The 24,841-nt window shown below is 64.0% G+C and carries 23 protein-coding genes; 14 read left to right on the top strand and 9 right to left on the bottom strand.

Features of this window, described 5'->3' with window-relative positions; all coding sequences use genetic code 11:
• Positions 1-805: 805 nt before the first annotated feature.
• Together HYR72_18525 and HYR72_18520 are read right to left on the bottom strand one after the other, a co-directional pair.
• Positions 806-2,377, bottom strand: coding sequence for a wax ester/triacylglycerol synthase family O-acyltransferase (locus tag HYR72_18525; GenBank protein ID MBI1816979.1), 1,572 nt, complete (start codon positions 2,375-2,377; stop codon positions 806-808).
• A 218-nt stretch (positions 2,378-2,595) separates the two neighbouring features.
• Complete coding sequence (locus HYR72_18520) at positions 2,596-5,586, bottom strand: AAA family ATPase (protein ID MBI1816978.1); 2,991 nt, start codon at positions 5,584-5,586, stop codon at positions 2,596-2,598.
• Positions 5,587-5,918: 332 nt separating this feature from the next.
• Here HYR72_18520 and HYR72_18515 point away from each other — a divergent pair, with 332 nt between their 5' ends.
• From HYR72_18515 to HYR72_18485, 7 genes are all read left to right on the top strand, one after another.
• The gene (locus HYR72_18515) at positions 5,919-7,244 is read left to right on the top strand and encodes a Dyp-type peroxidase (protein MBI1816977.1); all 1,326 of its coding nucleotides are present in this window, start codon (positions 5,919-5,921) and stop codon (positions 7,242-7,244) included.
• A gap of 180 nt (positions 7,245-7,424) precedes the next feature.
• Positions 7,425-7,955, top strand: coding sequence for a hypothetical protein (locus HYR72_18510; GenBank protein ID MBI1816976.1), 531 nt, complete (start codon positions 7,425-7,427; stop codon positions 7,953-7,955).
• 121 nt (positions 7,956-8,076) lie between these two features.
• Positions 8,077-8,835 (top strand): hypothetical protein, encoded by a 759-nt coding sequence (locus HYR72_18505; GenBank protein MBI1816975.1) that lies wholly within the window; start codon positions 8,077-8,079, stop codon positions 8,833-8,835.
• A 20-nt stretch (positions 8,836-8,855) separates the two neighbouring features.
• Entirely contained in the window at positions 8,856-9,851 is a 996-nt protein-coding gene (locus tag HYR72_18500) for a hypothetical protein (GenBank protein MBI1816974.1), read from the top strand.
• A 34-nt stretch (positions 9,852-9,885) separates the two neighbouring features.
• Positions 9,886-10,752: a hypothetical protein gene (locus HYR72_18495; GenBank protein MBI1816973.1), complete on the top strand. Its 867-nt coding sequence runs from the start codon at positions 9,886-9,888 to the stop codon at positions 10,750-10,752.
• A gap of 50 nt (positions 10,753-10,802) precedes the next feature.
• A complete protein-coding gene (locus tag HYR72_18490) occupies positions 10,803-11,666 on the top strand; it encodes a hypothetical protein (protein ID MBI1816972.1) in 864 nt (287 codons plus the stop codon).
• A 60-nt stretch (positions 11,667-11,726) separates the two neighbouring features.
• Complete coding sequence (locus tag HYR72_18485) at positions 11,727-13,169, top strand: FAD-dependent oxidoreductase (GenBank protein ID MBI1816971.1); 1,443 nt, start codon at positions 11,727-11,729, stop codon at positions 13,167-13,169.
• A 73-nt stretch (positions 13,170-13,242) separates the two neighbouring features.
• On the opposite strand, the gene HYR72_18480 is transcribed toward HYR72_18485, so the two are convergent.
• The 7 genes from HYR72_18480 to HYR72_18450 form a co-directional block, all read right to left on the bottom strand.
• Positions 13,243-14,283, bottom strand: coding sequence for an alcohol dehydrogenase catalytic domain-containing protein (locus HYR72_18480; GenBank protein MBI1816970.1), 1,041 nt, complete (start codon positions 14,281-14,283; stop codon positions 13,243-13,245).
• A gap of 30 nt (positions 14,284-14,313) precedes the next feature.
• On the bottom strand, positions 14,314-14,724 hold the full coding sequence (locus HYR72_18475) for a DUF4079 family protein (protein ID MBI1816969.1): 411 nt from the start codon (positions 14,722-14,724) through the stop codon (positions 14,314-14,316).
• Positions 14,725-14,734: 10 nt separating this feature from the next.
• A complete protein-coding gene (locus tag HYR72_18470) occupies positions 14,735-15,940 on the bottom strand; it encodes a citrate synthase (protein MBI1816968.1) in 1,206 nt (401 codons plus the stop codon).
• Between the two features lie 128 nt (positions 15,941-16,068).
• Positions 16,069-16,692 (bottom strand): hypothetical protein, encoded by a 624-nt coding sequence (locus tag HYR72_18465; GenBank protein MBI1816967.1) that lies wholly within the window; start codon positions 16,690-16,692, stop codon positions 16,069-16,071.
• Between the two features lie 62 nt (positions 16,693-16,754).
• Positions 16,755-17,090 carry a hypothetical protein gene (locus HYR72_18460; GenBank protein MBI1816966.1) on the bottom strand — a complete coding sequence of 112 codons (336 nt, stop codon included), beginning with the start codon at positions 17,088-17,090 and terminating at the stop codon, positions 16,755-16,757.
• A gap of 60 nt (positions 17,091-17,150) precedes the next feature.
• Complete coding sequence (locus HYR72_18455) at positions 17,151-17,891, bottom strand: competence/damage-inducible protein A (GenBank protein MBI1816965.1); 741 nt, start codon at positions 17,889-17,891, stop codon at positions 17,151-17,153.
• Between the two features lie 62 nt (positions 17,892-17,953).
• The gene (locus HYR72_18450; GenBank protein ID MBI1816964.1) at positions 17,954-19,603 is read right to left on the bottom strand and encodes an acetolactate synthase; all 1,650 of its coding nucleotides are present in this window, start codon (positions 19,601-19,603) and stop codon (positions 17,954-17,956) included.
• Between the two features lie 213 nt (positions 19,604-19,816).
• On the opposite strand from HYR72_18450, the gene HYR72_18445 reads away from it, so the two are divergent.
• From HYR72_18445 to HYR72_18415, 7 genes are read left to right on the top strand one after another with little or no spacing between them, the layout of a single operon-like run.
• Positions 19,817-20,035, top strand: coding sequence for a type II toxin-antitoxin system prevent-host-death family antitoxin (locus HYR72_18445; protein ID MBI1816963.1), 219 nt, complete (start codon positions 19,817-19,819; stop codon positions 20,033-20,035).
• Complete coding sequence (locus HYR72_18440) at positions 20,022-20,384, top strand: type II toxin-antitoxin system VapC family toxin (protein MBI1816962.1); 363 nt, start codon at positions 20,022-20,024, stop codon at positions 20,382-20,384. Before HYR72_18445 ends, HYR72_18440 begins: the two co-directional genes overlap by 14 nt.
• Before the next feature lie 22 nt (positions 20,385-20,406).
• Complete coding sequence (locus tag HYR72_18435; GenBank protein MBI1816961.1) at positions 20,407-23,553, top strand: AAA family ATPase; 3,147 nt, start codon at positions 20,407-20,409, stop codon at positions 23,551-23,553.
• A complete protein-coding gene (locus HYR72_18430; protein MBI1816960.1) occupies positions 23,528-23,791 on the top strand; it encodes a hypothetical protein in 264 nt (87 codons plus the stop codon). Before HYR72_18435 ends, HYR72_18430 begins: the two co-directional genes overlap by 26 nt.
• Positions 23,788-24,096, top strand: coding sequence for a zinc ribbon domain-containing protein (locus tag HYR72_18425; protein MBI1816959.1), 309 nt, complete (start codon positions 23,788-23,790; stop codon positions 24,094-24,096). The genes HYR72_18430 and HYR72_18425 overlap by 4 nt, the downstream gene beginning before the upstream one ends.
• Entirely contained in the window at positions 23,993-24,406 is a 414-nt protein-coding gene (locus HYR72_18420; protein MBI1816958.1) for an adenylate/guanylate cyclase domain-containing protein, read from the top strand. Before HYR72_18425 ends, HYR72_18420 begins: the two co-directional genes overlap by 104 nt.
• Positions 24,333-24,623 (top strand): hypothetical protein, encoded by a 291-nt coding sequence (locus tag HYR72_18415; GenBank protein MBI1816957.1) that lies wholly within the window; start codon positions 24,333-24,335, stop codon positions 24,621-24,623. The genes HYR72_18420 and HYR72_18415 overlap by 74 nt, the downstream gene beginning before the upstream one ends.
• Positions 24,624-24,841: the final 218 nt, after the last annotated feature.

Here is a 24,841-nt window from a genome sequence, read left to right as displayed (position 1 = left end):
ACAACCCACCGGTGGTGGCGAGCCCGGTGTTTTTCCACAGCGCCGCGCGCACGCTCCTGCGCCTGACCTTGGAAGAGTCAGCGCGCTGGATGCAATCGTTCGTGCCGTGGCGCGCCTTCATCCAGCGCGCCCTGAACCACCTTCCGCCGCAGCGCGGCAGTGTCGCGGCCGTGTGGGTCGAGTATCTGCTCACCACGCGCTTCGAGCTGATCAGCCGCTTCATGGGCGGCATCGACGAGTCGTATGTCGCCGACACCTCGCAACTGCGCGAACGTCTCGTCGATGCGTTCGACGGCGAACGGGTTCCGTGCAACGGCCATAGGCTCGCCATCAACACCGTCGACGCGCACACCGGACATGTCGTCCGTTTCGTCAACGCCGAGACGGCGCTGACCAAGCCGCCCGATTACAACATCGTCGATCACATCACCGTCGATATGGTGCTGGCGAGCGCGAGCATCCCGCTATTGTTTCCGCCCGTGCGCATCGGCCGCCACTTGCTGTGGGACGGCGGCTTGCTGGTCAACACCCCGTTGGCGCCGGTGGTGGCACTGGGTGCCGAAGAGATCATCACGGTGCTGGTGACCGAGCCGCCCGACCCGCAGCGCGGTCCCCTGCCCCACTTCGGTCGCGCCGTGGAGCGCACGGTCGATAGTCTGCTGGAAAACGCCTACAACGTCGACCGCAAGCTGTTGCTCGAACGCAATCGGCTGGCCCAACTCGATCACAGTCCATACCGGGAGGTGACACTGTACGATGCCGTGCGTCCCGCCCGCGACGCGGTGTTCAACGCTGGATCGTATCTCTATTTCGAGCGCGGCATCCTCGCCGCGATGCACGCCGCCGGCCGCCGCTCCGCCACCTCGTGGCTCGCCGCCGGTCCGCGCGTCGATCGCCTCGAAGAGGTCGCCGCCGGCGCCGCCGCGTGAACACCCGCAGCCGCGCACAGTTCTGCGAACGCGTCGCGGATCATTGCCTTGAAGTCATCGACGTCGGGCATCAGCGTTTCGTCGGAGTTGAGCCCGATGAAGAGCCGGTCGCGATAACCGTACAGCGCCACGCTCACCGGACTCTTCATGGCCACTGGCGCGAACGGGTACGCGGCCAGAATTTCGGCACCCGCCAAATAACGCGGCACGAGAATCCCGGGCACGTTGGTAACGATGAAGTCGACGCTTCCGAAGCTCGCCTCCGCCATCCAGCTAACTAATGAACGCGGCAGCACGCTCATCCATTCGGTCAGCAGCGGCGTTGCCGTCGACAATGGATCCGCCTTCTTCGCTTCCATCCGCTGGTGGATCTCGCGATAGGTCGTCAACACGCTGCGCATCCGGATCGGCAACGGCAGGAGGATCCCGGTCGCCACGTTGCCCACGTTCGCCTGCTCGGCCCACTGCTCCGGTTTGCGCAGATTCACCGGCACCAGCGTCATCAGCTCGCGCACCTGGCTCAGGTGGTGAGCCGCGTGCCACCTGCCGATCGCACGCGCCATAATCGTCAGGATCACGTCGATCATTGAGCCGCCCAGCGCGCGCCGCAGCGCCCGCACCGCTTCGAACGGCAAGTCCGTCCCGCTCAGATGCCGCGCGCGACCGGCGCTGGCCTTGAGCGGCGAATGACTGTCGAAACGCAGCGTCTCGACCATCGATCGCACCGCGGCCAGCGCGCGGCTCAATTTCTCGGGATGCTGGATGGTGTCGACGACCGTGCTGGCGACCGCGCTCGCGCGTTCGAAGTCCAGCTCCACGCGATCGCGCAGCGCGTCGAGCACCCGCTCACCCAGCGGTCGCGGCTCGGGCCACCCACCCTTCGACCGATGATCAACTTCCGGCTTCGCCGGTGCGCTCGGCTCGCGCTCCCAGTCGCTCATCGCGGCGAAGATCGCATTGCCGCCGACGCCGTCGGCCACGGCGTGATGCAACTTGAAGAACAGCGCCGCGCGGTGGTCGCGGCCCAGCCCGTCGTAGACGCGCACTTCCCACAGCGGACGCGAACGATCGAACGGCGCCTCGTACGCCGGGGCGATCTCATGGAACAGCTCAGCCACATCGCCCGCTCCGGAGAGCGCGTGGCGGCGCACGTGATAGTCGAGATCGAAGGTGGGATCGAGTTCCCAGTGCGGCAGGGTCAGGTCGAGCGGGGCGTCGGCGACGCGCTGCGCCAGCCGCGGCACTGCTGCCACCGCGCGCTCGAACGCCAGCCTGAGCTGCGCATCGTCGGGCGAGCGATCGAGCACCATCAACATCGCCATGGTGGTCGGCTGCATCGGCGAGTCGAACCACCAGAATGACAAGTCTTCACCCGACAACCGCGGCACGGCCGACGGCAACTTCACCCCGCTCTCTCGCTGCGGATTCTGCCTGCTCACCCTCGGCATTGCGCTCTCCTCGTTTTGAGAGTCAGCGCCTCCAACATCCAGACCACGCACCGGCTCTCCGTCTCGCCTTCGCTTTAGCGTGCAGGGTCCGGGCGCAGTCCCGCGTCTAGGAAATGCGAGCGCAGCGCTGTCCGCATCTTGCGAACGAATAGGTGGGCTTTGCCCAAAGCCCGCAGCAGTGAGTCCGTCATACCAGCGGAAGCCGGTGTTTGCGGCAGTCAGCTCAACGTTTCTTCGAGCAACGCATTCGCCTCACGCAGGTCCGGCGTGTGGAAGCCCTCAGTGAACCAGCTGTAGATGTCGCCGAGCAGCGCGCGGGCGGCGGCAGGTTTCCGCTGATTACGCCAGAGCTGCGCCAGGTTGATCGCCGCGCGCAACTCAAGGGACCGAGCGTGGCCCGCGCGCGCGATCTCCAGCGCCCGTTGCAGACACCCCTCCGCCTGTTCTACCCGCGCCTGCTTACCTCTCGCGCCTGTCGACCTCGGACCATCAACCGATGCCAACAAAAGCGCTCCCTTGATCCGCCACAGCTCGGCGAGATAGGCGCTATCAAGGGACTCCTCCGCGATTACGATGCCTTCGTCGACAGCGGCCAAACCGGCTTTGATTTCTCCGAGGCGACGATGCGCATCCGCTAGCCATGCAAGCATGTGCGAGGACAGGAGCTTGGCGCCGGTGCTCCGATACTCGTCCAGCCCTTGTTGAATCATGTTGATTGCCCGTTTGCCTTCCCCCTGTTGCGCCAGCGCCCAACCTGAGAGGGCGGTGACCTGGGCCCTCGTGAACGTGAGACCATGCTCGGTTGACAGCGAGATGGCCTGCTCGGCGACGTCTTGGGCCTCCCGAGAATTCTGACAGAGGTGATGGACGTAGGCCGCGTGGAAGAGGCCTGCCGCTCGCGTCAGAGGACGGGCCCCATGCTCCACTAACGCTAGCGACTCTTTGATATGATGGTTGGCTCGGTCGGGATAACCGAGAAACCACAAGGCGAAAGCGTAGTGGCCGTTGGTGGCGATCAGCGGTTCTATAGCAAAGACAGACTCGTCCAATCCTCCCTTTCGGTTACGCCACGCTTCGATTACATGCGCCAACCTGTCGCGGCTCTCCACGAACTTCCCTTGATACAAGGCCGTTCTTCCCAAGAGCGCATCTGCCTGCAGGCGCAGTTCCGCCTTGCCGCTGGTTCCAGCAAGTTGTGCCAACTCCCTGGCGGTCACTTCGGCTGCGACCTCGGCACGAAAGCTTTGTGAATGCCACAAGGCGTAGAGGACGCCGTAGAGATCTGTTGGCGTACCGACGGCGTTGCACAACGCCCGGGCCCGCTCGTAGTTCTGTCGAACCTGCTCCGACGCAAACCCACAGATGTTGCCAAGCGCCGGGCCGAGGAGCATGCGCAGATCGAGCTCTTGCCGCTGACGCGCTTCGGTGTTTGGCAGCGACGTTGCCAGCGTCAGCGCGCTCTCCAAGGCGCCGATGGCCTCGCGCGTTGCAAAGCGACGCTGGGCACGGGTCGCCGTCGCGGTGAGATACTTGATGGCGCGCGGGCGATCGCGACTGCGTTCGAAATGGACCGCCAACTCGGCGGCGATGTCCGAGACGCGACTGTCGTACGCGGACTCGATCGTCTCGCCGATCCGCTGGTGGAGTCGCTGCCGGCGACCCTCCGGTATGGCCTCGTACACCACGTGGCGGTAGAGCGCGTGGATGAAGCCGTAGCGCCTCGCCGTACCATCCGGTGGCCATTCCACAATTCCCACTACCCGCAAGAAGCGGTGCAAACGGCTCAGCCGCTCGCATGCTGTCTCCACTTCGTCGAGGCCAACATTCAGGACAGCAGCCAGGGCTGGTGCTGCGAAGTCCGTTCCCGCAACACTCGCGACCTCCAAGAGCGATTGGTCAGCCGGACTCATCGCGTGCAGTTGGATCGCGATCATCTGTCGCAGATCATCAGGCACACCGAGATCAGCCTTTGCGATCGGAACGGTGAGTGCCCACCCGGGAGCGGTGTCCACCAGCCAACCGCGAGCGATGAGGTCACCCAACACTGCGATCATGAACAACGGGTTGCCTTCGGTGTGCTCGTGGATCAGTCGTGCAAGCTCCCGCGGTCGGTCGTAGCCGGGCAGACGCTTCTCCACGTAAGTTTCGACATTGGTGGCGGTCAGATCCTGGAGCGGAATCTCGATGCACCGGCGTCGCTGTTGCAAGGTCTGCTTGGCCTGCACCAGCGGATGCTCGCGCGTGGCTACGTCGGCAGGACGATACGTGCCGATCACCAGCAGCCGTGCCGGTTCCCGCCGCTGCGCCAGCATGGTGAGCAACTCGATGGTTGCCGGGTCGCTCCAGTGGAGATCTTCAAGGACGAGAAGAAGAGTCTGACCTTCGGTCAGCGCTTCGATGAATGCGCAGAACTCGCGCAGCATGCGCTCGGGTCTAGTGTCGACGAGCGAATCTGCCAGCCTCTTGGCGTCACTGGCTTCGATCAGCCACGGCACCTGTGCCAACCACGTCGGAGCAAAGCGTCGCAGGAGCGGCACAAACCCCTCAACGTCTGAATCGTGCATCAGCCGTTCGACCGCACCGAGCACAGGCAAGTAGGCTTCGCGGGTCCCCGTCTGCTCCACGGAGCAACCTTGTCCAATCAACAGCTCCGAGGGCTGCACACCGAGTGCTGAGATGAACGCCTCAACGAGAGCGGTCTTCCCAATGCCCGGCTCGCCGGTGACGAATGCGAGCTGTCGCTGCCCGCTACAGGCGCGACGGAAGCAGTCGCCCAGCCGCGACAGCTCGGATGTTCGCCCTATGAAGTTCGTCACGAGTTGCTGGTCGACATGGCCAACAGCCGTTCTCCGCTGGGAACTCGTCTGCGCCACGAAGCGAAATCCGCGGCGAGGCACCGTCGCCACGAACCGCGGCGCCTTCAAATCATCTGCCAACGCGTCGCGGATTTCGTGAATGGACTTCGTCAGGCTGTCGTCGCCGACTGCGGTGCCGGCCCATATCTGAGCGAAGAGTTCTTCCTTGGATACCAAGACGCCAGGGCGCTCAGCCAGGTAGCACAGTACCGCCCACGTCTTCGGTCGCAACGGGATGGTGTGTGCGCCGCGGAGCAATCGGCCGCCACGCAGATCAAGTGCGAACGGCGGAAAGACGATCGTTTCGTTGGAATCGTGTGGGGGTTTCGGCTTCTCACCCCGCAAGCTGCTCATGTCGCTTACCGAAGATTCGTCGGGGAATTTACGGAAAAGTTGCGGGAGACCTACGGGACTTCACGGCCAGCCGGATAGTATCAAGTCGCCTCAATGGCACACCCAAGGAGTTCCGACAAGAGCCGAACCCGCCGACGAAGATCCGGCGAGGATGCCGGAGCGCCGACGCTCCCAGCTTGGAAGGCCTTCGTAGTGCAATTCACGCGCGAGACGGGGAGCAGGGCTGGGACGTTTTGCGGTCGCGCCGAACACTTGGGTACCGGGCAACGGGCGCGCTTCGAGTCGGCGCAGGAACTCGTCGAGTTTGTGCATGCGGTGTTGGAGGACGAAAGATGAGCGCCGTGCTGGAGCTTGATGACATTCAGAGTGGCGTCCTGCGCCCCCGGCCCACTCCGTATGCCGCCACCTATTTGCTGGTCCGCATCGACGACCACAAAGCCGGGCGCGAGATGCTGCGCCGGGTCAGCGCAGCGATCACGTCCGCCGCGAATCCCGTGAGCCCGGAAGCCGAAGCTTGGGTGAGCATCGCGCTGACCTTCCAAGGGCTCAAGGCGCTGGGCGTGCCCCAGGATTCGCTCGATAGCTTCCCGCCGGAGTTCCAGCAGGGCATGGCGGCCCGCGCGCAAGAGTTGGGTGACGTCGGCGAAAGCAGCCCGGCCAACTGGGAAAAGCCGCTCGGCACGTCTGACGTCCATGTCGTGCTGGCCGGGCTCGCGCCCGATACGGCCCGGCTCGAGGCCAGGGTGGAGCGCGCCCGCAAAGGGATCGAAGGCACGCCCGGCATTGAAGTGATCTATCGCCAGGATAGTTATGTGGGGCCAACCGAGCGGGAACATTTCGGGTTCAAGGACAGCATCAGCCATCCGGCTGTCGAAGGCAGCGGCATACCTGGCAGCAACCCGAAGGAGCAGCCGCTGAAGGCAGGCGAGTTCGTCCTAGGCTATCCTGACGAAATGGGTGGGTTGGCGCTTATGCCGGGGCCGGAAGTGCTGGGCCGCAATGGCACGTATGTTGTCTTCCGCAAGCTCCACCAGCGTGTGGCGGCGTTCCGGCAATATGTGAAATCCGTTTCCTCAAGCGCAGAGGAAGAGGAGTTGCACGCGGCGAAGATGGTCGGGCGCTGGAAGAGCGGCTGTCCGCTGGCCCTTTCGCCGGAGCGCGACGATCCCGCGATTGGCGCGGACTCGAAGCGCAACAACGCGTTCCTGTTTCACGCAGACGATCCGACCGGGTTAAAAACGCCGCGTGGCTCGCACATCCGGCGGATGAATTTCCGCGACGCGACGGAAGTCGGGCAGGTACGCCTCCACCGCATGATTCGCCGCGGCACGGCTTACGGTCCGCCGCTGCCGGAAGGCGTGTTGGAGGACGACGGTCAGGATCGTGGGCTGATTTTCGCGTTCGTCGGCTCGAACCTGGCGCGCCAGTTCGAGTTCGTCCAGACCGAGTGGCTCAACAAGGGCGACTTCATCGGCGCCAACGTCGAGCAGGACCCGCTGTGCAGCGCCAACACCACGAGCGGCATGTTCACTCTTCCCAAGATTCCCATCCGCCGCCGCCTGCAAGGCCTGCCGCAATTCGTGGTCACGCGCGGCGGCGAGTATTGCTTCATGCCCGGCCTCCGCGCGTTACGCTGGCTGGCCGACCTCAACAGCTAGAAATGCGAACACGAACCCAAAATTTTCCGTCAGGAAAAATCAAAACACAAAAGACAAGCAACCAAAGAAAGGAAAAGCAAACATGAGTGCACCCAAAACTCCCCCCAGCGCAAAGCAAATGATGGCGACCGGCAAGGAATTGGACGACTTCGCCGCGGCGCGGAAAAAATCGGCTACGTCGTGGACAAGGACCTCGGAAAGAAAGCCGGCCCGAACAGCGAGTTCACACTGATCTTCAATATTCAGCCCGGCCACGAAAAGCAGCTTCGCGATGACCTGGTCGCGTTCGGCGAGGGCGTCAAGGCTTCCCGGGTTCCCTTCATCATCGGCCTGCACGACAGCCGGCTCTGCATGTTCGACAACGACACGCGCCTGCTCTTCGCCACCACCTTCGACGGCGACATCAACCAGTACATTGACGATGCGGTCCACACGCTGATGGACATTCTTCACCCTTGGTTCCGGCATTTGGTGGGTTACCCCGGGACGATGGAAGCCCCGCAAGCGGATCTCAACGTCATGAAGAAGTGGTTCATGAGCCACTTCTGCAAGTCCGTCGTGTACACCCGCACCTATCCGCGCACGTTGCAGCAGGTGATGAAAAGTCTGGCCGTGAACGACGCGTTCCAGCAAGTGCTGGACAATCCAGCGGCCACCAAGCCGCTTCAAGACTCGGCGTTGAAACCGCTGCTCGACCTGGCTTCGGACTAACCGCAACCCGGTATTAGGGTGCTTCGCTTTCTTGCCGGAGTCGAGCAACGCGTTGCCTCAACACCGTTCGAGACACGCGCTCAGCCTCGCCCTCGGGGCAATTGCGATTGGATGGCTGACGATGTCGGCGCGCGCCGCTGAACCAGCCGGCGACAATGCAGGAGAGCAAGTTCTCACCGAGGACCTCAAGGCGCTGGAGGACCCGACCATTCTCTTGCGCCGTGTTTGGATGGAGACGGAGTGGAACAAATTCCGAGACGGCAGCAACAGTCTGGAGGAAACCCTGGGCGGCGCGTGGGCGTGGCGCGTCTCGGCCAGCCAGGAGTGGGCGGTGCGACTCAAACTTCCATACGACTGGCATCTTGCGGGCGATTCTACCGGCGACTCTAACGAGCACGGACTCGGTGATATCAAGGTGGGGACTGCCACGGCTTTCCGGCTCAACGATGCGTGGCGCGCAGGCGGCGGCCTGGAGCTGCGCATGCCAACTGCCGAGGACGATTTGGGTGACGACGTGTGGCGGCTCCAGGGGAACGCGAGCGTGGCATGGGACGCCACCCGATGGCTCACGTTCCCTCCAGCGACGGAATACAACCAATCGATCGCCGAGGAGCATGGCGCGGCTCCGCAGCATTATCTGGAGATGTTTTTCCCGGCAACGGTCCTGCTGCCACGCTACTGGTCGGTGACGCCGCGGTACGAAGCCAAGGTGGATTTCGAGAACCACAACTACGTGACGCAGTCCGGAAAATTGTCTGTCGCCAAGCAACTTGAGGATCCGCAACTGGGCTTCGTGCTTTCGATCAAAGAGCCATTCAACACCGGGAACAAAGAGTTTCAGGTAAATTTTTCGATCACGTACTATTTCCAGTCGCCGTAGTGCGAACTCACGGAGGCAAAATGACAGCCGTGTTGACGAGCACGCAGAGCAAACCGCGAACGTACGAAGCGGGCAAGCGCCGGTTCACACTCTACATCTCATGGAATTATCCGGTAGAAGCCGGGGCGGACGTGGCGGATTTGGATAACCGCTTCATCACCGTGCTGGAGGCTCGCCGGCAAGCCTGGCCCAAGCTCGAGTCAATGAGTGGGCTCGATCAGGGAATCGGCACCCAGATGGACATTGGGATCGTCAATGCTTTCAACACGTTTCGAAAGTTCGTCGGCGAGGTTACCGGCCAGACCGTACCGTTGCATCAGCGCGTGGACAAGGGCGGAAACAACCAACCCCTCGACGAGCGGGTGCTAGCGGACACGGACACGCTGATGGTGATCAGCCTCGATCACCTGCGCACCGCTCAGACAATAGGCCCAGGGGAAGTCCAAATGCTGCAGCAGTTCCTTGCGCGAGAGGGGACCTCCCTCGTGATCCATCCTCACCATGATGTCGGAACCGCGAACGATCTGGAGGGCCGTATCGTGGAACACAACCACCATGGCGACTGGACGGTGAGCGGGCAGCAACGCTTCAGCGGATTTGCTCGCTCGATATTGTCCGCGTTCGATATCCCGGTCGTGAATCAGTACGGACTCAGCCCGGGCCGAGTCAAAGGAACCAACCAACCGGCTCCGCTGAATGTCGCAGCAGACTTGGACGCTCGGGGATTGCTGCGGGGCGTCACGACCTTCAATCTTCACCACCACCTGCCGCACTATGCTCTGACCGCCGACGACCCGAAGGGCGCGGTGGTTCTGGCCCGGCAGCCCATCAATCTTGATGCGCCGCCACACCCCTTCGTCGAGGCGGGCAATCGAGAGTTCAATGCCATGGTCTGGGTTCCATCGGACGGCAAGCGCGCCGGCGACGTTGTCATCTTCGATTTTACGCTGTTGTCGGGCTTCTTCGGCGGCGCGAAGAGTCTGGAGCAACTCTGGCGCAACCTGGCCAAGATGTGAGGAAGCCAGAACGATGACCGCAGAAGAAGCCTTCGTGACCGCGCTGCAGATCGCGTTATTCGCATCCGTCTTGGCTTTGGGTTTCCAGGCGACTCTCGCCGACGTGCTATACCTTTGGCGTCGCCCGACACTGCTTGCACGCTCGTTCGTCGCGATGTTTGTCGTGATGCCAGTGGTGACGGTCTCGGTCCTCGCGCTGCCGCTTTCGCTCGGTCTCAAAATCGGGCTGACACTGCTGGTCATCTCGCCCGTGTTGCACACCGCGGGGACCAAGATGCGGGCGTTGGGTGGCGGCCCGCCTTACGTCTACAGCCTGCTGGTCACTACCTCGCTGCTGGCGGTGATCACCGTTCCGCTTTCGCTCGCCATTCTCACAGCGTTGCCGTTGGCTGCGAACGCCAGCGTTCCGCCGCTGCAAGTGGCAAAGGTCATCGCCGTGACCGTCCTCCTGCCACTGGCGATGGGTGCGATCTTCGGTCGCCTGTGGCCGCGCGTCGCCGATCGCATCACCGGGCCGTTGAACAAAGGGGCCGGTAGTGTGCTCCTAGCGACACTGCTGGGTCTGCTCGCGCTGAATTTCACCGCCATCTGGCAAAAAACAGGTGTGCTTGACTACCTGGCTATTGCTGTCTTGACCATCGTGGCACTCGCCGTCGGACACTGGCTTGGCGGATCGGATCCCGGCGACCGCACGGCCCTCGCCATCGCCACTGCCGAGCGGAACACCGGGGTAGCTGCGCTCATCGCGGCGCTGAACTTCGCCGACCGGCAGGCCATGGTGATGATCCTCATCTACAAGATCGTCACACTGCTGGTGATGATCCCGTACACGAAATGGTGCAAGAACCAGATCGCCGCGCGGCCCACTAGCTCGTCTGCAGCCCAACAGCCGAGTTCATAGTCAGGATGAAGTCATGCCGCGAGCAACGAGTACGATTTTTTCGTGATCGGATGAGCGCCGAGCCGATTGCTGTCTTCGCTCTCGGGGTCGCGTTGTTCGCCTCCATCCTGACCTTGGGTTTCAAGGCGCACCTCGCCGAGCCGTTCTTTCTATTCCGCCACCCCGGCCTGCTCGTCCGCACATTCCTTGCCAAGTATGTCGTCGTGCCCATGGTAACGGGGGCAGTGCTAGGGTTGGTGCCGCTGCCGCTGAACGTCAAGATCGGCCTCACGCTGTTGGCCATCTCATCCGCCGAGACCACTGCTCCAAAGGAGATGCTGGAGCTGGGTGGCAACCCGCCCTATGTCTTCAGTCTGCTGATCACCATGTCACTTCTGGCGGTGATTACAGTCCCCCTGTCGCTCGCCATCTTGACGGCGCTGCCGCTCGCCGCTGATGCCAGCGTTCCGCCGCTGCGAGTGGCGAAGGTCGTCGCGCTGACCTTCCTCGTGCCGCTGGCGGCGGGCGCGCTGCTCCGGCGCCTGGTGCCCAGGTTTGCCGAACGCATCGATGAGCCGTTGAGCGCGGCGGCCGGTTATGCGCGGCCAGTGAGCTTGCTCAGTCTCTTTGTGCTGAATTTCTCCGGCATCTGGGACATCGGCCTGGCTTCATTCCTGGTGATTGCCGGTTTGTCCGGCGTGGCGCTCGCTGTCGGACACTGGCTTGGCGGGCCGCACCCCGGCGATCGTGCGTCGCTAGCTATCGCCGCCTGCTCGCGCGAGACCGGCATAGCCGCGCTCATCGCGGCGCTGAACTTCCCCGCCAAGTCCACGATGGTGATCATCGTCATCTACGAGATCACCACCTCGCTAGCGACGATGCCGTACACCAAATGGCGCAAAGAGCAGATGGTCGCGGAATCCCTGGGGACCTGAATAAAGAAGCACACGAAGGAACTGGCGGCAGGAAGCATTCCAGCAACGGAGAGGAGGCTCATGACTGAAAGCAGCGAGTACGATTTCATCGTGATCGGTGGCGGCCCGGCCGGTCAAGGCGCGGCTGCGGTGGCAACCCTCTTCGGACAGCGAACGCTGGTGATCGAGCGCAAAGTCCTAGGCGGCGAAGTGGTCACAACGGGTGGCGCACCAACCAAGACGCTGCGCACGGCCGCGCTCTACCTCACTGGCTTCCAGGATCGCGACCTGTACGGGCTGACGGCCCAGGTGGACACGGGGCGTGCGGTTGAACGCATGCGCTCACGGACCGCACAAGTGTGTTCGGAAATGCAGGAAGCCACACGCTCTCACTTTGCCACGCTTGGCATCAAAGTCCTTTACGGCGCGGCGCGTCTGGGGCCGAACCGGACAGTGCTCGTGACTCCGCGAGACGGCGAGGGGCAGGAGCGCGTTCTCTCCGCCAGCCGCATTCTCCTCGCTACAGGTTCGCACCCGTCCCGTCCGCCAAACATCCCATTCGACGATCCGGGCATTTTCGATTCCGAGAGCCTGCCTTCGCTGCAGGGCATTCCCAAGAGCGTAGTCGTCATTGGAGGCGGCGCCATCGGCTGTGAGTACGCATCGATTTTCGCCGCGTTCGGCATCTCCGTTACGTTAGTCGACAGCAGTGGGCGCCTATTGGCCAACATGGATAGCGAGATGTCGCAACTGGCTGCCAGCGTATTCGAGAACATGGGGATTCGCGTGGCGCTGAGCTCGCGCGTCAGTGCGACGGGGCGGATCAATGGCGAACTGCACGTCACCCTGGACAGCGGCGAAGTGCTGCGCCCGGATATCGTGCTGTTTGCGGCGGGCCGGTCGGTCAACACCGATGGGCTCGGTCTGGCCGAAGCCGGCGTCCAGATCAACGCCCGCGGCAGGGTGGTTGTGGACGAACATTTCCGCACTAACGTCGAGGGGATCTACGCGGCCGGTGACCTGATCGGGCCCTCCCTCGCTTCGATCTCAATGGAGCAAGGTCGAGTGGCGGCCTGTCATGCTTTCGGTCTCGGGTTCAAAGAGAGGTTGGACCCGTTGCCTGTGTCGGCGGTGTACTCGGTGCCGGAGATCGCTGCGGTTGGTCTCACGGAGGATCAGGCTAAGGAACAAGGCATCGGCTACGAGGTGGGTCGTTGCAATTTCGCGACACTGGCGCGCGGCATCATCTCGGGCCACCCGGAAGGGATGTTGAAACTTGTATTCCGTCGCGACGACCGGCGGCTACTCGGAGTACATATTCTTGGCGACATCGCCTCGGAACTGATTGCACTCGGACAGGCCACGATCCACGGGGACGGCACGATCGATCTTTTCAACCGCCTGACGTTCGCCACACCGACGTACACGATGGCTTACAAGTTCGCCGCGTTCGACGGCCTAATCCGCCTGGCGAATGCCAGCGGCGGTCCGCTTACCTTGGCGACTTTGGACAAAGCGCGGTGATGCTGGAAAAGCATGCGCCTCAAGTGTCTGTGGCTTTGGCCCCGGTTTTTTCGAGGCAGGATCGACGCGATCGTTACGGCTGCAACGCGATTTTCAGGCAACCGTCGGTGCGGCCGGCGAAGAGCTGGTATGCCTCGGCCCCCTCGGCTAGCGGCATGTGGTGCGAAATTAATTTCGTCGGATCGAGGCGCCCCGACCGCACCAGCGGCAGGAGCGTGGGGATGAACCCGATCACGTTGACCAGGCCGATGCGGAACGTGAGGTCCTTCATCAACGCCGTGCCCATCGGGAAGCTGAAGTCGTCGTTGATGAGGACGCCGACCACCGACACCGTGCCGCCGATGCGAACGAGCTGGAACGCGAGATGGACCGTCTCCTGCGCACCGACGGCCTCGACCACCGCGTGGGCACCGCGGCCGTCGGTGGCTTCGAAAATCCGCTGCTGCACGTCTTCCTTGCTCGCATCGATAGCAATTGCCCCATACTGCTTCGCGCGTTCGAGCCGATAGCCCACTTTGTCGACGGCGAAGATCTGCGCCGCACCGAAGAGCTGCGCGCTCAGCAGCGCGAACAATCCGACCGGCCCACAACCGACGACCACCACCGTCTGACCAGGCTTGATGTTGGCGTTCTGCGCCGCGTAGTACCCGGTGGGAAGGATGTCGGTGAGAAACAACACTTGCTCATCGCTCAGCTCCGACGGCGATGGGTAAAGATTGGCGTCGGCATTCGGCACCACAATCGCCTCGGCTTGTCCACCGGGGAGGTCCTTCACGATGCCGTACACCTTGTTGAAGAAGTTCACGCAGCCGACCGGATAGCCGCGGCGGCACGGCTCGCAGTCGCCACAGCCCACGACGCCGGGCACGATCACGCGATCGCCCTTCTTGAATCGGCGCACGTCGCGCCCGACATCTTCGATGACGCCGACACACTCGTGACCGATCACTACGCCCGGCTCGGCGGGCACCGTGCCGTGGTAGAGGTGGAGGTCAGAGCCGCAGATCGATGCCCGGGTCACGCGCACGATCGCGCCGCGTGAATCAGCGAGCCGCGGGTCGGGGACCGATTCGACTCGCACATCGTGAGGACCGTGAAAGATGATTCCGCGCATGAGAACCTCCGATTGTCTCCGGACTGTCCTTCACTTCGGCATGATCTGCAAGCCGAGGAAGAGTTGAAACCCCGCCAGCAGTACCGCCAGCGCCCCCAGCAACGGATGAATCGTGCGGCCATTCGGCACCCGATCGATCCAGCGCGACAGCAGCAGCGCGGCGGTGAGCGTCACCACCAGATAGCACCCAACTTTAAAATGGCCGCTGGCAGCAAGGTCGAGATCGTCGCGCCCCAACCACACCGAGGTCACGCCAAGCATCCAGTTGATCAGCACCAGCGCGTACACGTAAGGCGTGATCCGCGCGTGGCGGCGGAGCATCGCCGCACCGCCGCGACGCGCCTGGCGACCGCGGAAGCCGAGTTGTCCGACGTAGGCGAGCATCGCCACCGCAATCAACGCCAGCAGCGGATGAACGTGGAGCCAGAACCGTGCGGACATTGGCGGGGAGTCATTCACTACGCGGCAGGTCGCCAGCGTAACGCGCACGCGGACGGATCTCGCGGCCTTCTTGATATTGTTCGAGCCCGTGCGCGATCCAGCCGACGATACGGCCAACGCCGAGCAGCGACAGCGCCGCGCCGGCGGGTAGGCCGAGCGCTCGACACAGCGTCACCACACCGAAGTCGACGGTCGGGTGCTCGTTCATCAACTCGCGCACCGCAGCGGCAAGGGCCACGGCGAGTTTGACTCCAGGCGACTTCGGACGATGCTCGGCGACCAGCCGCATGAGGAACGCGCCGCGGGGATCGCCTGCGGGGTACAACGGATGACCGAAGCCGGGCACTGCTTCACCCCGTCGCATGCGCGCCATCACCGCGCGTTGCGCGCTGCGCGCTTCGCCCACTTCTACCAGCATGCCTTGCGCGCGCTCGCAGGCGCCGCCGTGCTTCGAGCCCTGTAACGCAGCGAGTCCGGCGGCGACCAGCGCGTACGGCGTCGAACCTGCCGAGGCGACGCAGCGCGCGGTGAAGCTCGATGGATTCAGCCCGTTGTCCGCGTACAGCACCAACGCGGCTTGTAGCAACGCGGCGACCGCCGGTTCTTTCGGTGCCCATCGGCGCTGCAACACCTGCGCGATCGGCTCGCGCGTCGGCCGTGCACCCACCGCCGCGGCGGCGAGCAGTCGCAGAATGCGCGCGCCAGCGCGCTGCACTGCCGTCGGTCGGATGTCGTAGGCGTACGGATCGTGCGCCGCAGCCACCGGCAAGAGGACCTGGAGCGCTTCGAGCGGTGGCAACCCCGTCGCCACCTGAGTCAGCGTCTTCCACTCCGGCGGGACGAGCAGTTCATCGGGAAACGGCGCGGTGATGTCGCCCATCCACAACAGCGCCGCGACCTGTTCGATCGTACACGTTTGCGCCAGCGTCACCACGTCGCGTCCGACGTAGTACAGCCTGCCGTCGTGGATGACCGAGAGGCGCGACTCCAACACCGGCATGCCCCAGTGCAACGCCTCCTGCGCCGCCTTGCTGGGATCGCGGCGATGCTGCTTACGTTGCTTGAGCAGCCAGATGTCGTCGGCGAGATAACGCCGCCGGCGCGCCTTGCCTTCCGCTTCGGAGCGAATCAGCCCGCGACTGACGTACGCGTACAACGTGGGTAAGTTGATACCGAGTTCGGCAGCGGCCTCGGCGGCGGAGAGAAAGGCGGACATCGCGCCTCTCTCTACTACGCATTGATTTCTCGATCCAGATATCGATGGATCGATCAATGTTGACCACGGACGGTCCGCAATAGCGGACCCTACGAGGTGGAATGTCAGGCGCGACGCTGGCTAGGGGGTTACGCCGGCGGCGCAGCGCTGCCGGCGGCGTTTTGCTGCGCCCCCTTCTTCACGCCGCGCATGGTGTTGACGAAGATCTCGCGGTTGGCGCTGTCGACCACCGATTGGGGAAACGGCAGCGCGATCTTGTCCTTCGACTTCGAGGTGTAGTCGACCCGCGTGCTCTTCCCGTCCGGTGAGGGTTCCAACACGTACTCCCCTTCGAGATCTTGCGCCTGCGATTCGACCGTCTTGAAACTGATGCGGTGATGCTCGGGGTCATGCGTGAACTGCATCGTGTAGAATTGCAGCGGCAGATTGAGCGCACGCACATTCATCTCGAGCAGCTTGGTATTGCCCTCGGACTTGAGCAGCTTCGACAGCGTGATGTTCTCGATCATCTCTTGCCCGCGTTCGGGAGTCCACAACACGTTCTCGACCGCTGCCAGCGGCACATCGACCAGGGAGACGAAATGCAAGGTGGTCACCGCGCCGTCCTTGGTGACCTTCTCTTCGACGATTTCCTTGTGCGGCCCCGCCCACTTCTTCGCTTGGGCTTGCAACTGCATGTACTGATACCCGAAGAAGCCGCCGACCCCGACGACCACCACGGCTACGAGTCCAATGATCACGTTCTTGTTCATAGCCTTCTCCCCCCTGTTCGCGCCGTGCGCTCCGCCCGCGCCCGGCGCGAACGCAGCGACCGTCACTCTTTTTCGTGCGTCGCGCCGTTGACGAGGAACTCTTCCTCGCCGCGGAGCATCCCCGGCGTCACCACGTAGGTGCCGCCCATCGACACGCTCCAGACTTTTTCCGCCGTCTCCAAGTCACCCACAGTGACCAAATAAGCTAGGCCGCCGGTGAACCCGCCGAGCAGCGAATACACCATCTTCAACGGACCGTAGACCATAGTCGACAAAGCCGCCAGCGTTCCGTATCCCGCTTCGCGACCGTAGTTGTCGTTCGATTCCTTGGCCCAACTCGGCCGGCTCGCCACCAGCAGCGCCGCCAGCATCACCATCGTCACCAGTCTCCGCCTCATCACGCACCTCCTTCCAAAGGTTCCAATCCACTTCTCTCTGTCGACTTCACTCTGTCCGCTTCATTCCGTCCGCACTACGGCATCCGGAGGCAGCAAGCTGACCAAATGCGCCAGTGCCCGCTCGACGTACTCGCGATCTTTCGATTCGAGCGTGACCCGTACGCGATAGTCGGGCTCGTTCATCTTCGGATACGAGCCGAGCTGCAGCGCCGGAAACGCCGCCAAGGTCTGATTGAGTGGCTCGGCGATCGTGGTCTCGAACTCGCGCGTGTACAGCACCCGCAGATGAAAAGGCGCGCCCTCAAACCGATGCTTGATGGCGAGAAATTTATCCTCGAACAGTTCCGGAATCCCCGGCAAGATATACACGTTCTCGACGCACACGGTCGGGAACTTCAGCTTCCCGCCGAACACCAATTCGGCCCCGTCGGGCGTCTCGCTCATTTTGAGCAACGCCGGGCTCAGTGTCGCGCCCGCGAACTCGCGGATCTTCTCTTCGAGCACAACGTTGTGCACGACGCGCCGGTTCAGTCCACGCGCGACGCCGGCAATCGTCACGTCGTCGTGCGTCGGGCCGACACCGCCGGAGGTGAAGATCGCGTCGTAGCGCGGATGGTACTTGCGCACCGTGTCGGCAATCACGTCGATATCATCCGGGATGACCACAATGCGCTCCAACGCGACGCCGAGCGCGTGCAGCTCGCGCGCGAGAAAGGCGGCGTTGGTGTCGACCACCTTGCCGGTCAGAATCTCATTGCCGACAACAATGATCGCCGCAGTCGTGTCACGTCCGGCCGGCATGCCTTGCTGATCCTACCGTCTATCTGCGCTCAACGGAGTCCATCGGCGGGTTCGGGTTTCGGTCAAATCGAAATCGCGTCCTTACGGAAATCACTGCCGCCGATGCGGATGTTCACCAGCGCCGGTTTGCCGGCGGCCAGCGCGCGCGCCATCGCTGGACGAATATCTTCGGGACGTTCCACGAACTCGCCGTGGCCGCCGAGCGCTTCGACCACTTTCTCGTAGTGCACGAAGCTGAGCTTGGTCGCCACCGCGCGCTCTTCACCGTAGAGCTGCACCTGGCCGCGGCGAATCTGCTGCCAGGCGGCGTCGTTGCCGACGACGCCGACGACGTTGATCTTCTGCCGCACCATCGCTTCGAACTCCATACCGTGGAGCCCGAACGAGCCGTCGCCGTAGATGATCACCACCGGGCTCTTGGGCTTCGCCAACTTCGCCGCCATCGCGTAACCGGGGCCGACCCCGAGGGTACCGAGCGGACCCGGGTCGAGCCAATGTCCCTGCTCGTGAATGCGCAGGACCGACGCCGCCGTGGCGACAAAGTCGCCGCCGTCGCCGATGCAGATCGCGTCGGGTCCGAGCGAGTCGGCGATCTCCTTGCACGCGCGCAACGGATTGATCGGCACCGCGTCGGAGTTGAGTTCCGGCTGCATACGCTCCGACTTCTGAGTTTCGCGCGCGCGCATCTCATCGAGCCACGGCTTCACCAACGCCGCCGAGTAACCGTCCGACTTCGCCAAGCCGTTGAGCTGCTCCATGACGATGCCGGTATCGCCGATGATCCCAATTTCGATGGCGCGATTGCGCCCGATCTCGCCGCCGTCGAGATCCACTTGGATCAATTTGGCGTCGGGGTTGAAGTGACTCTCGCGGCCGTAACCCAAGCGGAAGTCGAGCGGCGTACCGAAGATGATCACCACATCGGCTTGCTTCAGGGCTTCTTTGCGGGTCTGCGAAAAGAAATTCGGGTGCGTGGGCGGCAGCGAACCGCGCCCGAGTCCGTTGACGTAGATCGGCAAACCAAAGGTCTCGGCAAACTTCGGGTACGCTTCGCGGCGGCGCGACCAGCGCAGCTGCGTGCCGACGAGCGCGACCGGGCGCTGCGCGCGCTTGAGCAATTCGAAGGCGCGCTCGATGTAGCGCGGATCGCCGGCCATCCCGGCGTCGCTGCGGTACTGTTTGGGGAAGACGCACTTGTCTTCTTCGTAGGTGTTAAACAATTGATCGATCGGCATTTCGAGGAAGACCGGACCGGGAAGGCCAGTGGTCGCGATGCGGAACGCCGTCGCGACGTATTCCGCCAAGCGGCGCCCCTCGGGCACTGCCGTCGCCCACTTGGTGATCGGCCGCATCAACTCGACATGGTTCATGTCCTGCAGCGAGCCCATATCCGCGAACGGACGCGGTCCTTGCCCGCCGAAGAGCAGCATCGGCACGTTGGCGCGGTGCGCGCTGGCGACGCCCGTCACCGCGTCGGTGAGTCCGGGGCCGGCGGTCACGATCGCGACGCCGGGTTGGCCGGTCACCCGCGCCCAGCCATCGGCCGCGTGCGCTGCCGTTTGTTCGTGCCGCACATCGATCACACCGATGCCTTCGTCGATGCAGCCGTCATAGATCGGCATCACGTGGCCACCGCACAGGGTGAAGACAAAGGATACGCCCTCGGCTTTGAGGGCTTTGGCCACTACGCGGCCGCCGTGCATCGAACTCATGTCGAACATTCTCCGATCTCGCCGAGGTATCGAAAAGCGCCGGGACTATACGATGCAGGGTCCACAGGGGCAAGGCGACAGTCGGCCTGCTGTCCGGACAACAACGAACCGTCCACGGCTGCCGAGACCTCGGCGCGCTCGCGCACGCGGCAGGCCGGCGAAGCGCGCCGTCTGAGCCTGGACAGAATTTTTGGTCACAGGTACAGTGCCGCCATGAAACACATCGGCGCCGCGCAGTTCAAACAGGAGTGCCTCGCGGTCCTCGATCGACTGAGCCCGGAGGGCATCATCATCACCAAGCACGGCCGTCCGGTTGCCAAGCTCATTCCATTGGGCACGGACTCGGCCAGCACGATCGGGTGCTTGAAGGGGAAGCTGAAGATCCGCGGCGATGTTCTCTCGACCGGCCTGCGCTGGCATGCTCAACCTTGATACGCACATTCTTCTGCACGCCCCGACCGGCGAACTCACCGCGCGCGAAGCGCGCCTCCTCGGGGCGGATACCTGGAGTATCTCAGCGATCGTGCTCTGGGAGATCGCCCAGCTCGCCCAGCTCGGGCGCATCGATGTCGACCTGGACAGCGTGGAGCTGACCCGCGCGCTGGCGCGCGTGCACACCTGGCCTATCACGTTGGAGATCTGCCGCGCCCTTCGTACGCTCGACTTTCGCAGCGACCCGGCCGATGAACTCATCGCGGCAACCAGCATCGTCCATCGTGCGCCACTGGTCACGCGTGACCGCGTCATCCGGAAATCGCGCCGCGTGCCATCGGCCCGCTGACGCGACAGTGAGCTAGGTTACCATGACGTGCACCGCATGCGGTCACAGCAACCCTGCGGGTTCCCGGTTTTGCCTCGCGTGCGGGAGCGCGCAGGCAAGCCGCTGCCCACACTGCGGCGTCGAGCTGCCTGCCGATGCCAGGTTCTGCAACGAGTGCGGCGCGGCCATAGCTTCAAGCGACAAGCTGAAAGCTCAAAGCCAGACCCTAACCCCTAGCCCCCTCTCCTACACCCCCAAGCATCTCGCCGACAAAATCCTGCAATCGAAGTCGGCGCTCGAAGGCGAGCGCAAACAGGTGACGGTCCTCTTCGCCGACGTGAAGGGCTCGATGGAGCTGGCCGAGCAACTCGATCCGGAGGAATGGCACGGGATGCTCGAACGCTTCTTCGAGATCCTCACTGAAGGCGTCCATCGCCTCGAAGGGACGGTGAACCAATACACCGGCGACGGCATCATGGCGCTGTTCGGCGCACCGATTGCGCACGAGGATCACGCGCAGCGCGCCTGCTACGCGGCGCTGCATCTGCTGGAAGAAGTGCGCGGCTACTCGCGCGAGGTGAAGCGTTCGCACGGGCTCGACTTCGCCGTGCGCATCGGCCTGCACACCGGCGACGTCGTCGTCGGTAAAATTGGCGACGATCTGCGTATGGACTACACCGCGCAGGGCCACACCGTCGGCTTGGCGCAGCGCATGGAGAGCTTGGCGGAAGCCAACACCTGCTTCGTCAGCTACGCCACCGCGGCGCTGGCGTCGGGATACGTGGCCTTCGACGATCTCGGCCCCTTTCGCGTCAAAGGCGTCGCCGAGCCGGTAAACGTATTCGTCCTGCGTGGCCTCGGCGCCGTGCGCACCCGATTCGATGCCTCTCGCGCGCGCGGCCTCACCCGTTTCGTCGGTCGCGACGACGACATGCGCACGCTCGAAGCCGCGCTGGCGCAGGCGCAGGCGGGGCACGGCCAAGTGGTTGGGCTGGTGGCGGAGGCCGGCACAGGGAAGAGCCGTCTCTGTTTCGAGTTCGTCCAACATTGCCGCGCCCGCGGCATGGCGGTCAACGAAGCCCAGGCAGTCGCGCACGGGAAGAACGTCCCGCTCCTGCCGATCCTGCAGGTGTTGCGCGCGTACCACAGAATCGGCGAACGCGACGACGATCGTACCGTGCGCGAGAAGATCGCCGGGCGATTGTTGCTGATCGACGACGGCTTCCGCGAGGTCCTCCCGGTGATCTTCGATTTCTACGGTGTGCCCGATCCGGAGCGGCCGGTCCCCCGCATGGATCCTGAGGCGCGCCAGCGCCTGTATTTCGCGGTGTTGCGCAAGGTGGTGCAGCGCGACGATCCTTCCGGTCGCCCGCCGGTCACATTGATCGAAGATCTGCACTGGATGGACCCCGCCAGCGAGGCGTTCCTTGCCGAATGGGTGGAAGCGATCGGCGCCGCCGGTCGTTTGCTGGTGGTGAACTTCCGTCCCGAGTACCGCGCGGCCTGGATGCAGAAATCGTACTATCGGCAGATCGCGCTGACCCCGCTCGGCCCCGAAGCCATCCGCGAGTTGCTCTCGGACCTGCTGGGAAGCGACGAAAGCACTACCGGCCTTGCCGATATGATCCATGCGCGCAGCGGCGGCAATCCGTTTTTCGCCGAAGAGATTGTCCAGACGCTCATCGAGTCGGGCAGTCTCCAGGGAAGCCGCGGCAGCTATCGGCTGACGACACCGGTGGCGCGACTCGATGTGCCGCCTTCTGTGCGCGGCTTGCTGGGCGCGCGCATCGATCGGCTGGAGGAGCGCGACAAGCAGGTGCTGCAGACGGCGGCGGTCATCGGCAAGGAGTTCTCCGAGCCGATTCTCCGCCAAGTGCTGGCAGCGACCGCCGGCGACGCGCTACCGGAAGCGCAGCTCGGCGAGGCGCTCGCGACGCTGCGATCACGCGAGTTCGTACATGAAACCGCTCTCTACCCGATCGCCGAGTACAGCTTCAAACATCCGCTGACGCAGGAGGTCGCCCTCGGCTCGCAGTTGCAGGAGCGGCGGCGACAGATCCACGCCGCCGTGGCGCAGGCAATCGAAGCGACCCATGCCGACAAGCTCGATGAGCACGCCGCGCTGCTGGCGCATCACTGCGTCGAAGCGGGCCAGCCGTTGGCGGCGGCGCAGTGGCACGCGCGCGCGGCGACGTTTCTCGCGCGCAGCGACGTCACCGAATCGGCCCGTCACCGGCAGCAAGCGCGCGAGGCGTTGCGCACCGTCGCCGATGATCCGCGCGCGCCGGCGCTCGGCGCCGATGCCTGTTTTCACGTACTCGGTCTTGCGTTCCGCCTGGGGGTACCGGAGCTCGAGGCGCATTCCGTGTTTCGCGAAGGGCTCGACTGGGCCGCGCGAACCGACGACCCGCTCTGGGCGGGTCGGTTGCACCAGGCCATGTCGGTGTTCGAGAGCGGCAACAATCGATTCGATGCCGGGCTCCGCCATAGCGTGGAATGGGAGCGCATCGTGCGCGCGCTGCCCGACGAAGAACGGCGCGCCTGCGCCCTCTGGCCGACGCTTATGCCGCTGCTCGGCAAGGGTGACTTGGCAGCCCTGCGAATCAATTGCCAGCAACAGCTCGCCTGGACTGAGGGACATCCCGAGTGGGGCCTGCGCGATTGGGGCGTCAGCGCGCTCGCGGACGTGCTCAACAATTTGGCGTGGGGCGAACTCCGCGATGGGACATTTGAACAAGCGCGCGCGTTGATTGAGCGCTCGATCGACGTCGCGAGAGGGCTGGACAGCGAGGTCGAGGTCTGGTCCCTCGGAGTCCTCGGCGATCTCGGTTTCCTTGCTGGCGACCCGGATCTGGCTCGATCCACGGTCGAGCGTGCCGTCCGCATCAGCGAACCATTGGGGGTGTTGGCGCGCACGATTGCGCACAGTCGGCTCGGTCGACAGCTCTTGCTTGACGGGCGGGTGGCCGAGGCGGCGGAGGCGCTCGAGTACGCCCAGTCGTTCTCCAAAGACGGCAACCGGTCCCAGGCGCCGTTCATCGCGCACGCGCTGGCGCAGGCACGGCTCGCAGCCGGAGAACCCGCGCGCGCGCGCGATGGCCGAAGCCGCGCTGGAGCAGTGTCTCGCGATCAGCGGTCGCCTCCACGCGATCGATGCCGCGCTGGTGCTGTCGGCCGCGTTGCGCGCTGAGATGGGCCTGGCGGCGGCAGCCCGCATTGACGACGTGCTGGCCACCGCCGACCGCCTCATCGCCGAGACCGGCGCGTGCAACATGACGGCCTTCGTCCTCGCGGAACGCGCCGCGTTGGCAGAACTGCGCGGTGGGACGCAGCAGCGGGAGACGTATCTCCGCGGCGCGCTCGAAGCGTTTACGCGGATGGGAGCCACCGGCCGAGTTGCTCGCCTCGCGCGGGAGCTCAACTCATGAACTGTCCGGCCTGCCGGCACGAGAACCGGCCGGGGGCCAAGTTTTGCGAACAGTGCGCTGCGCCGATCACGCGCCTGTGCGCCGGCTGCGGAGCCGAGCTGCGTCCCACCGCGAAGTTCTGCGACGAGTGCGGAGCGGCAACAGTAGGCAGTAGGCAGTTCCCCTCCGCCCCTAACAACCAACAACCCAACAACGAACAACCTGTCCCCCCGCGCCTACACTCCCAAGCATCTCGCCGACAAAATCCTGCAATCGAAGTCCGCGATCGAGGGCGAACGCAAGCAGGTCACCGTTCTCTTCGCTGACGTGAAAGGCTCGATGGAGTTGGCGGAGCAGCTTGATCCGGAACAGTGGCACACGATCCTCGATCGCTTCTTCGCGATTCTCACCAACGGCGTGCATCGCTTCGAGGGCACGGTGAACCAGTACACCGGCGACGGCATCATGGCGCTCTTCGGTGCGCCGATCGCCCACGAGGACCACGCGCAGCGCGCCTGCTACGCGGCGCTCCACCTGCGCGACACGCTGAAGGAGTACGCGGATGGCCTGGTTCCGGCCCTGGTACATCGCCGCAGCCTCGACCGCCTCACTGCCACATCGCCTCGGCCGTCGTAACGAAACGGAGGGCCTCCACGCCGAGATGCGGAACCGCCTCGGCGAGTCGCAGACCCCGTTCGATCACCTCCTCCTTCACTTCGGCAGAACCTCGATGCGCGCGCAGCGCGGCGATGACGCCGTCTGCGAACGCGCCTTCCGCACCGCGGCGCCGCTGCACCGTGAGAACGGCGAGGAATGGCTGGCGACGCAGGCCGAGGCGAGGATCTGGGCGTGAGTTTCACGGATGACACGGATAGCAGATCTTCGCGGCGCGCAGCGACGCCTTGCTGGCGCACCGGCTCCGCATACCGAGCCATGGACGAGAGCGCACTGGTTCTCCCTCCCATGCTCGGTTGACTACAGACCGCGAAGGAGTTTATTCACGTTCCTCGCATGAGCGCTCCGAGCGGCCGAAACAGGAAGGGCGTAGCCGGTCGAGGGCCTGCTGCGACG

This window comes from Deltaproteobacteria bacterium (genome assembly GCA_016178705.1).
GTDB lineage: Bacteria > Desulfobacterota > Binatia > HRBIN30 > JACQVA1 > JACOST01.
The sequence above is the reverse complement of the archived record's forward strand: the minus strand, read 5'-3'. Positions and strand labels throughout refer to the sequence as shown.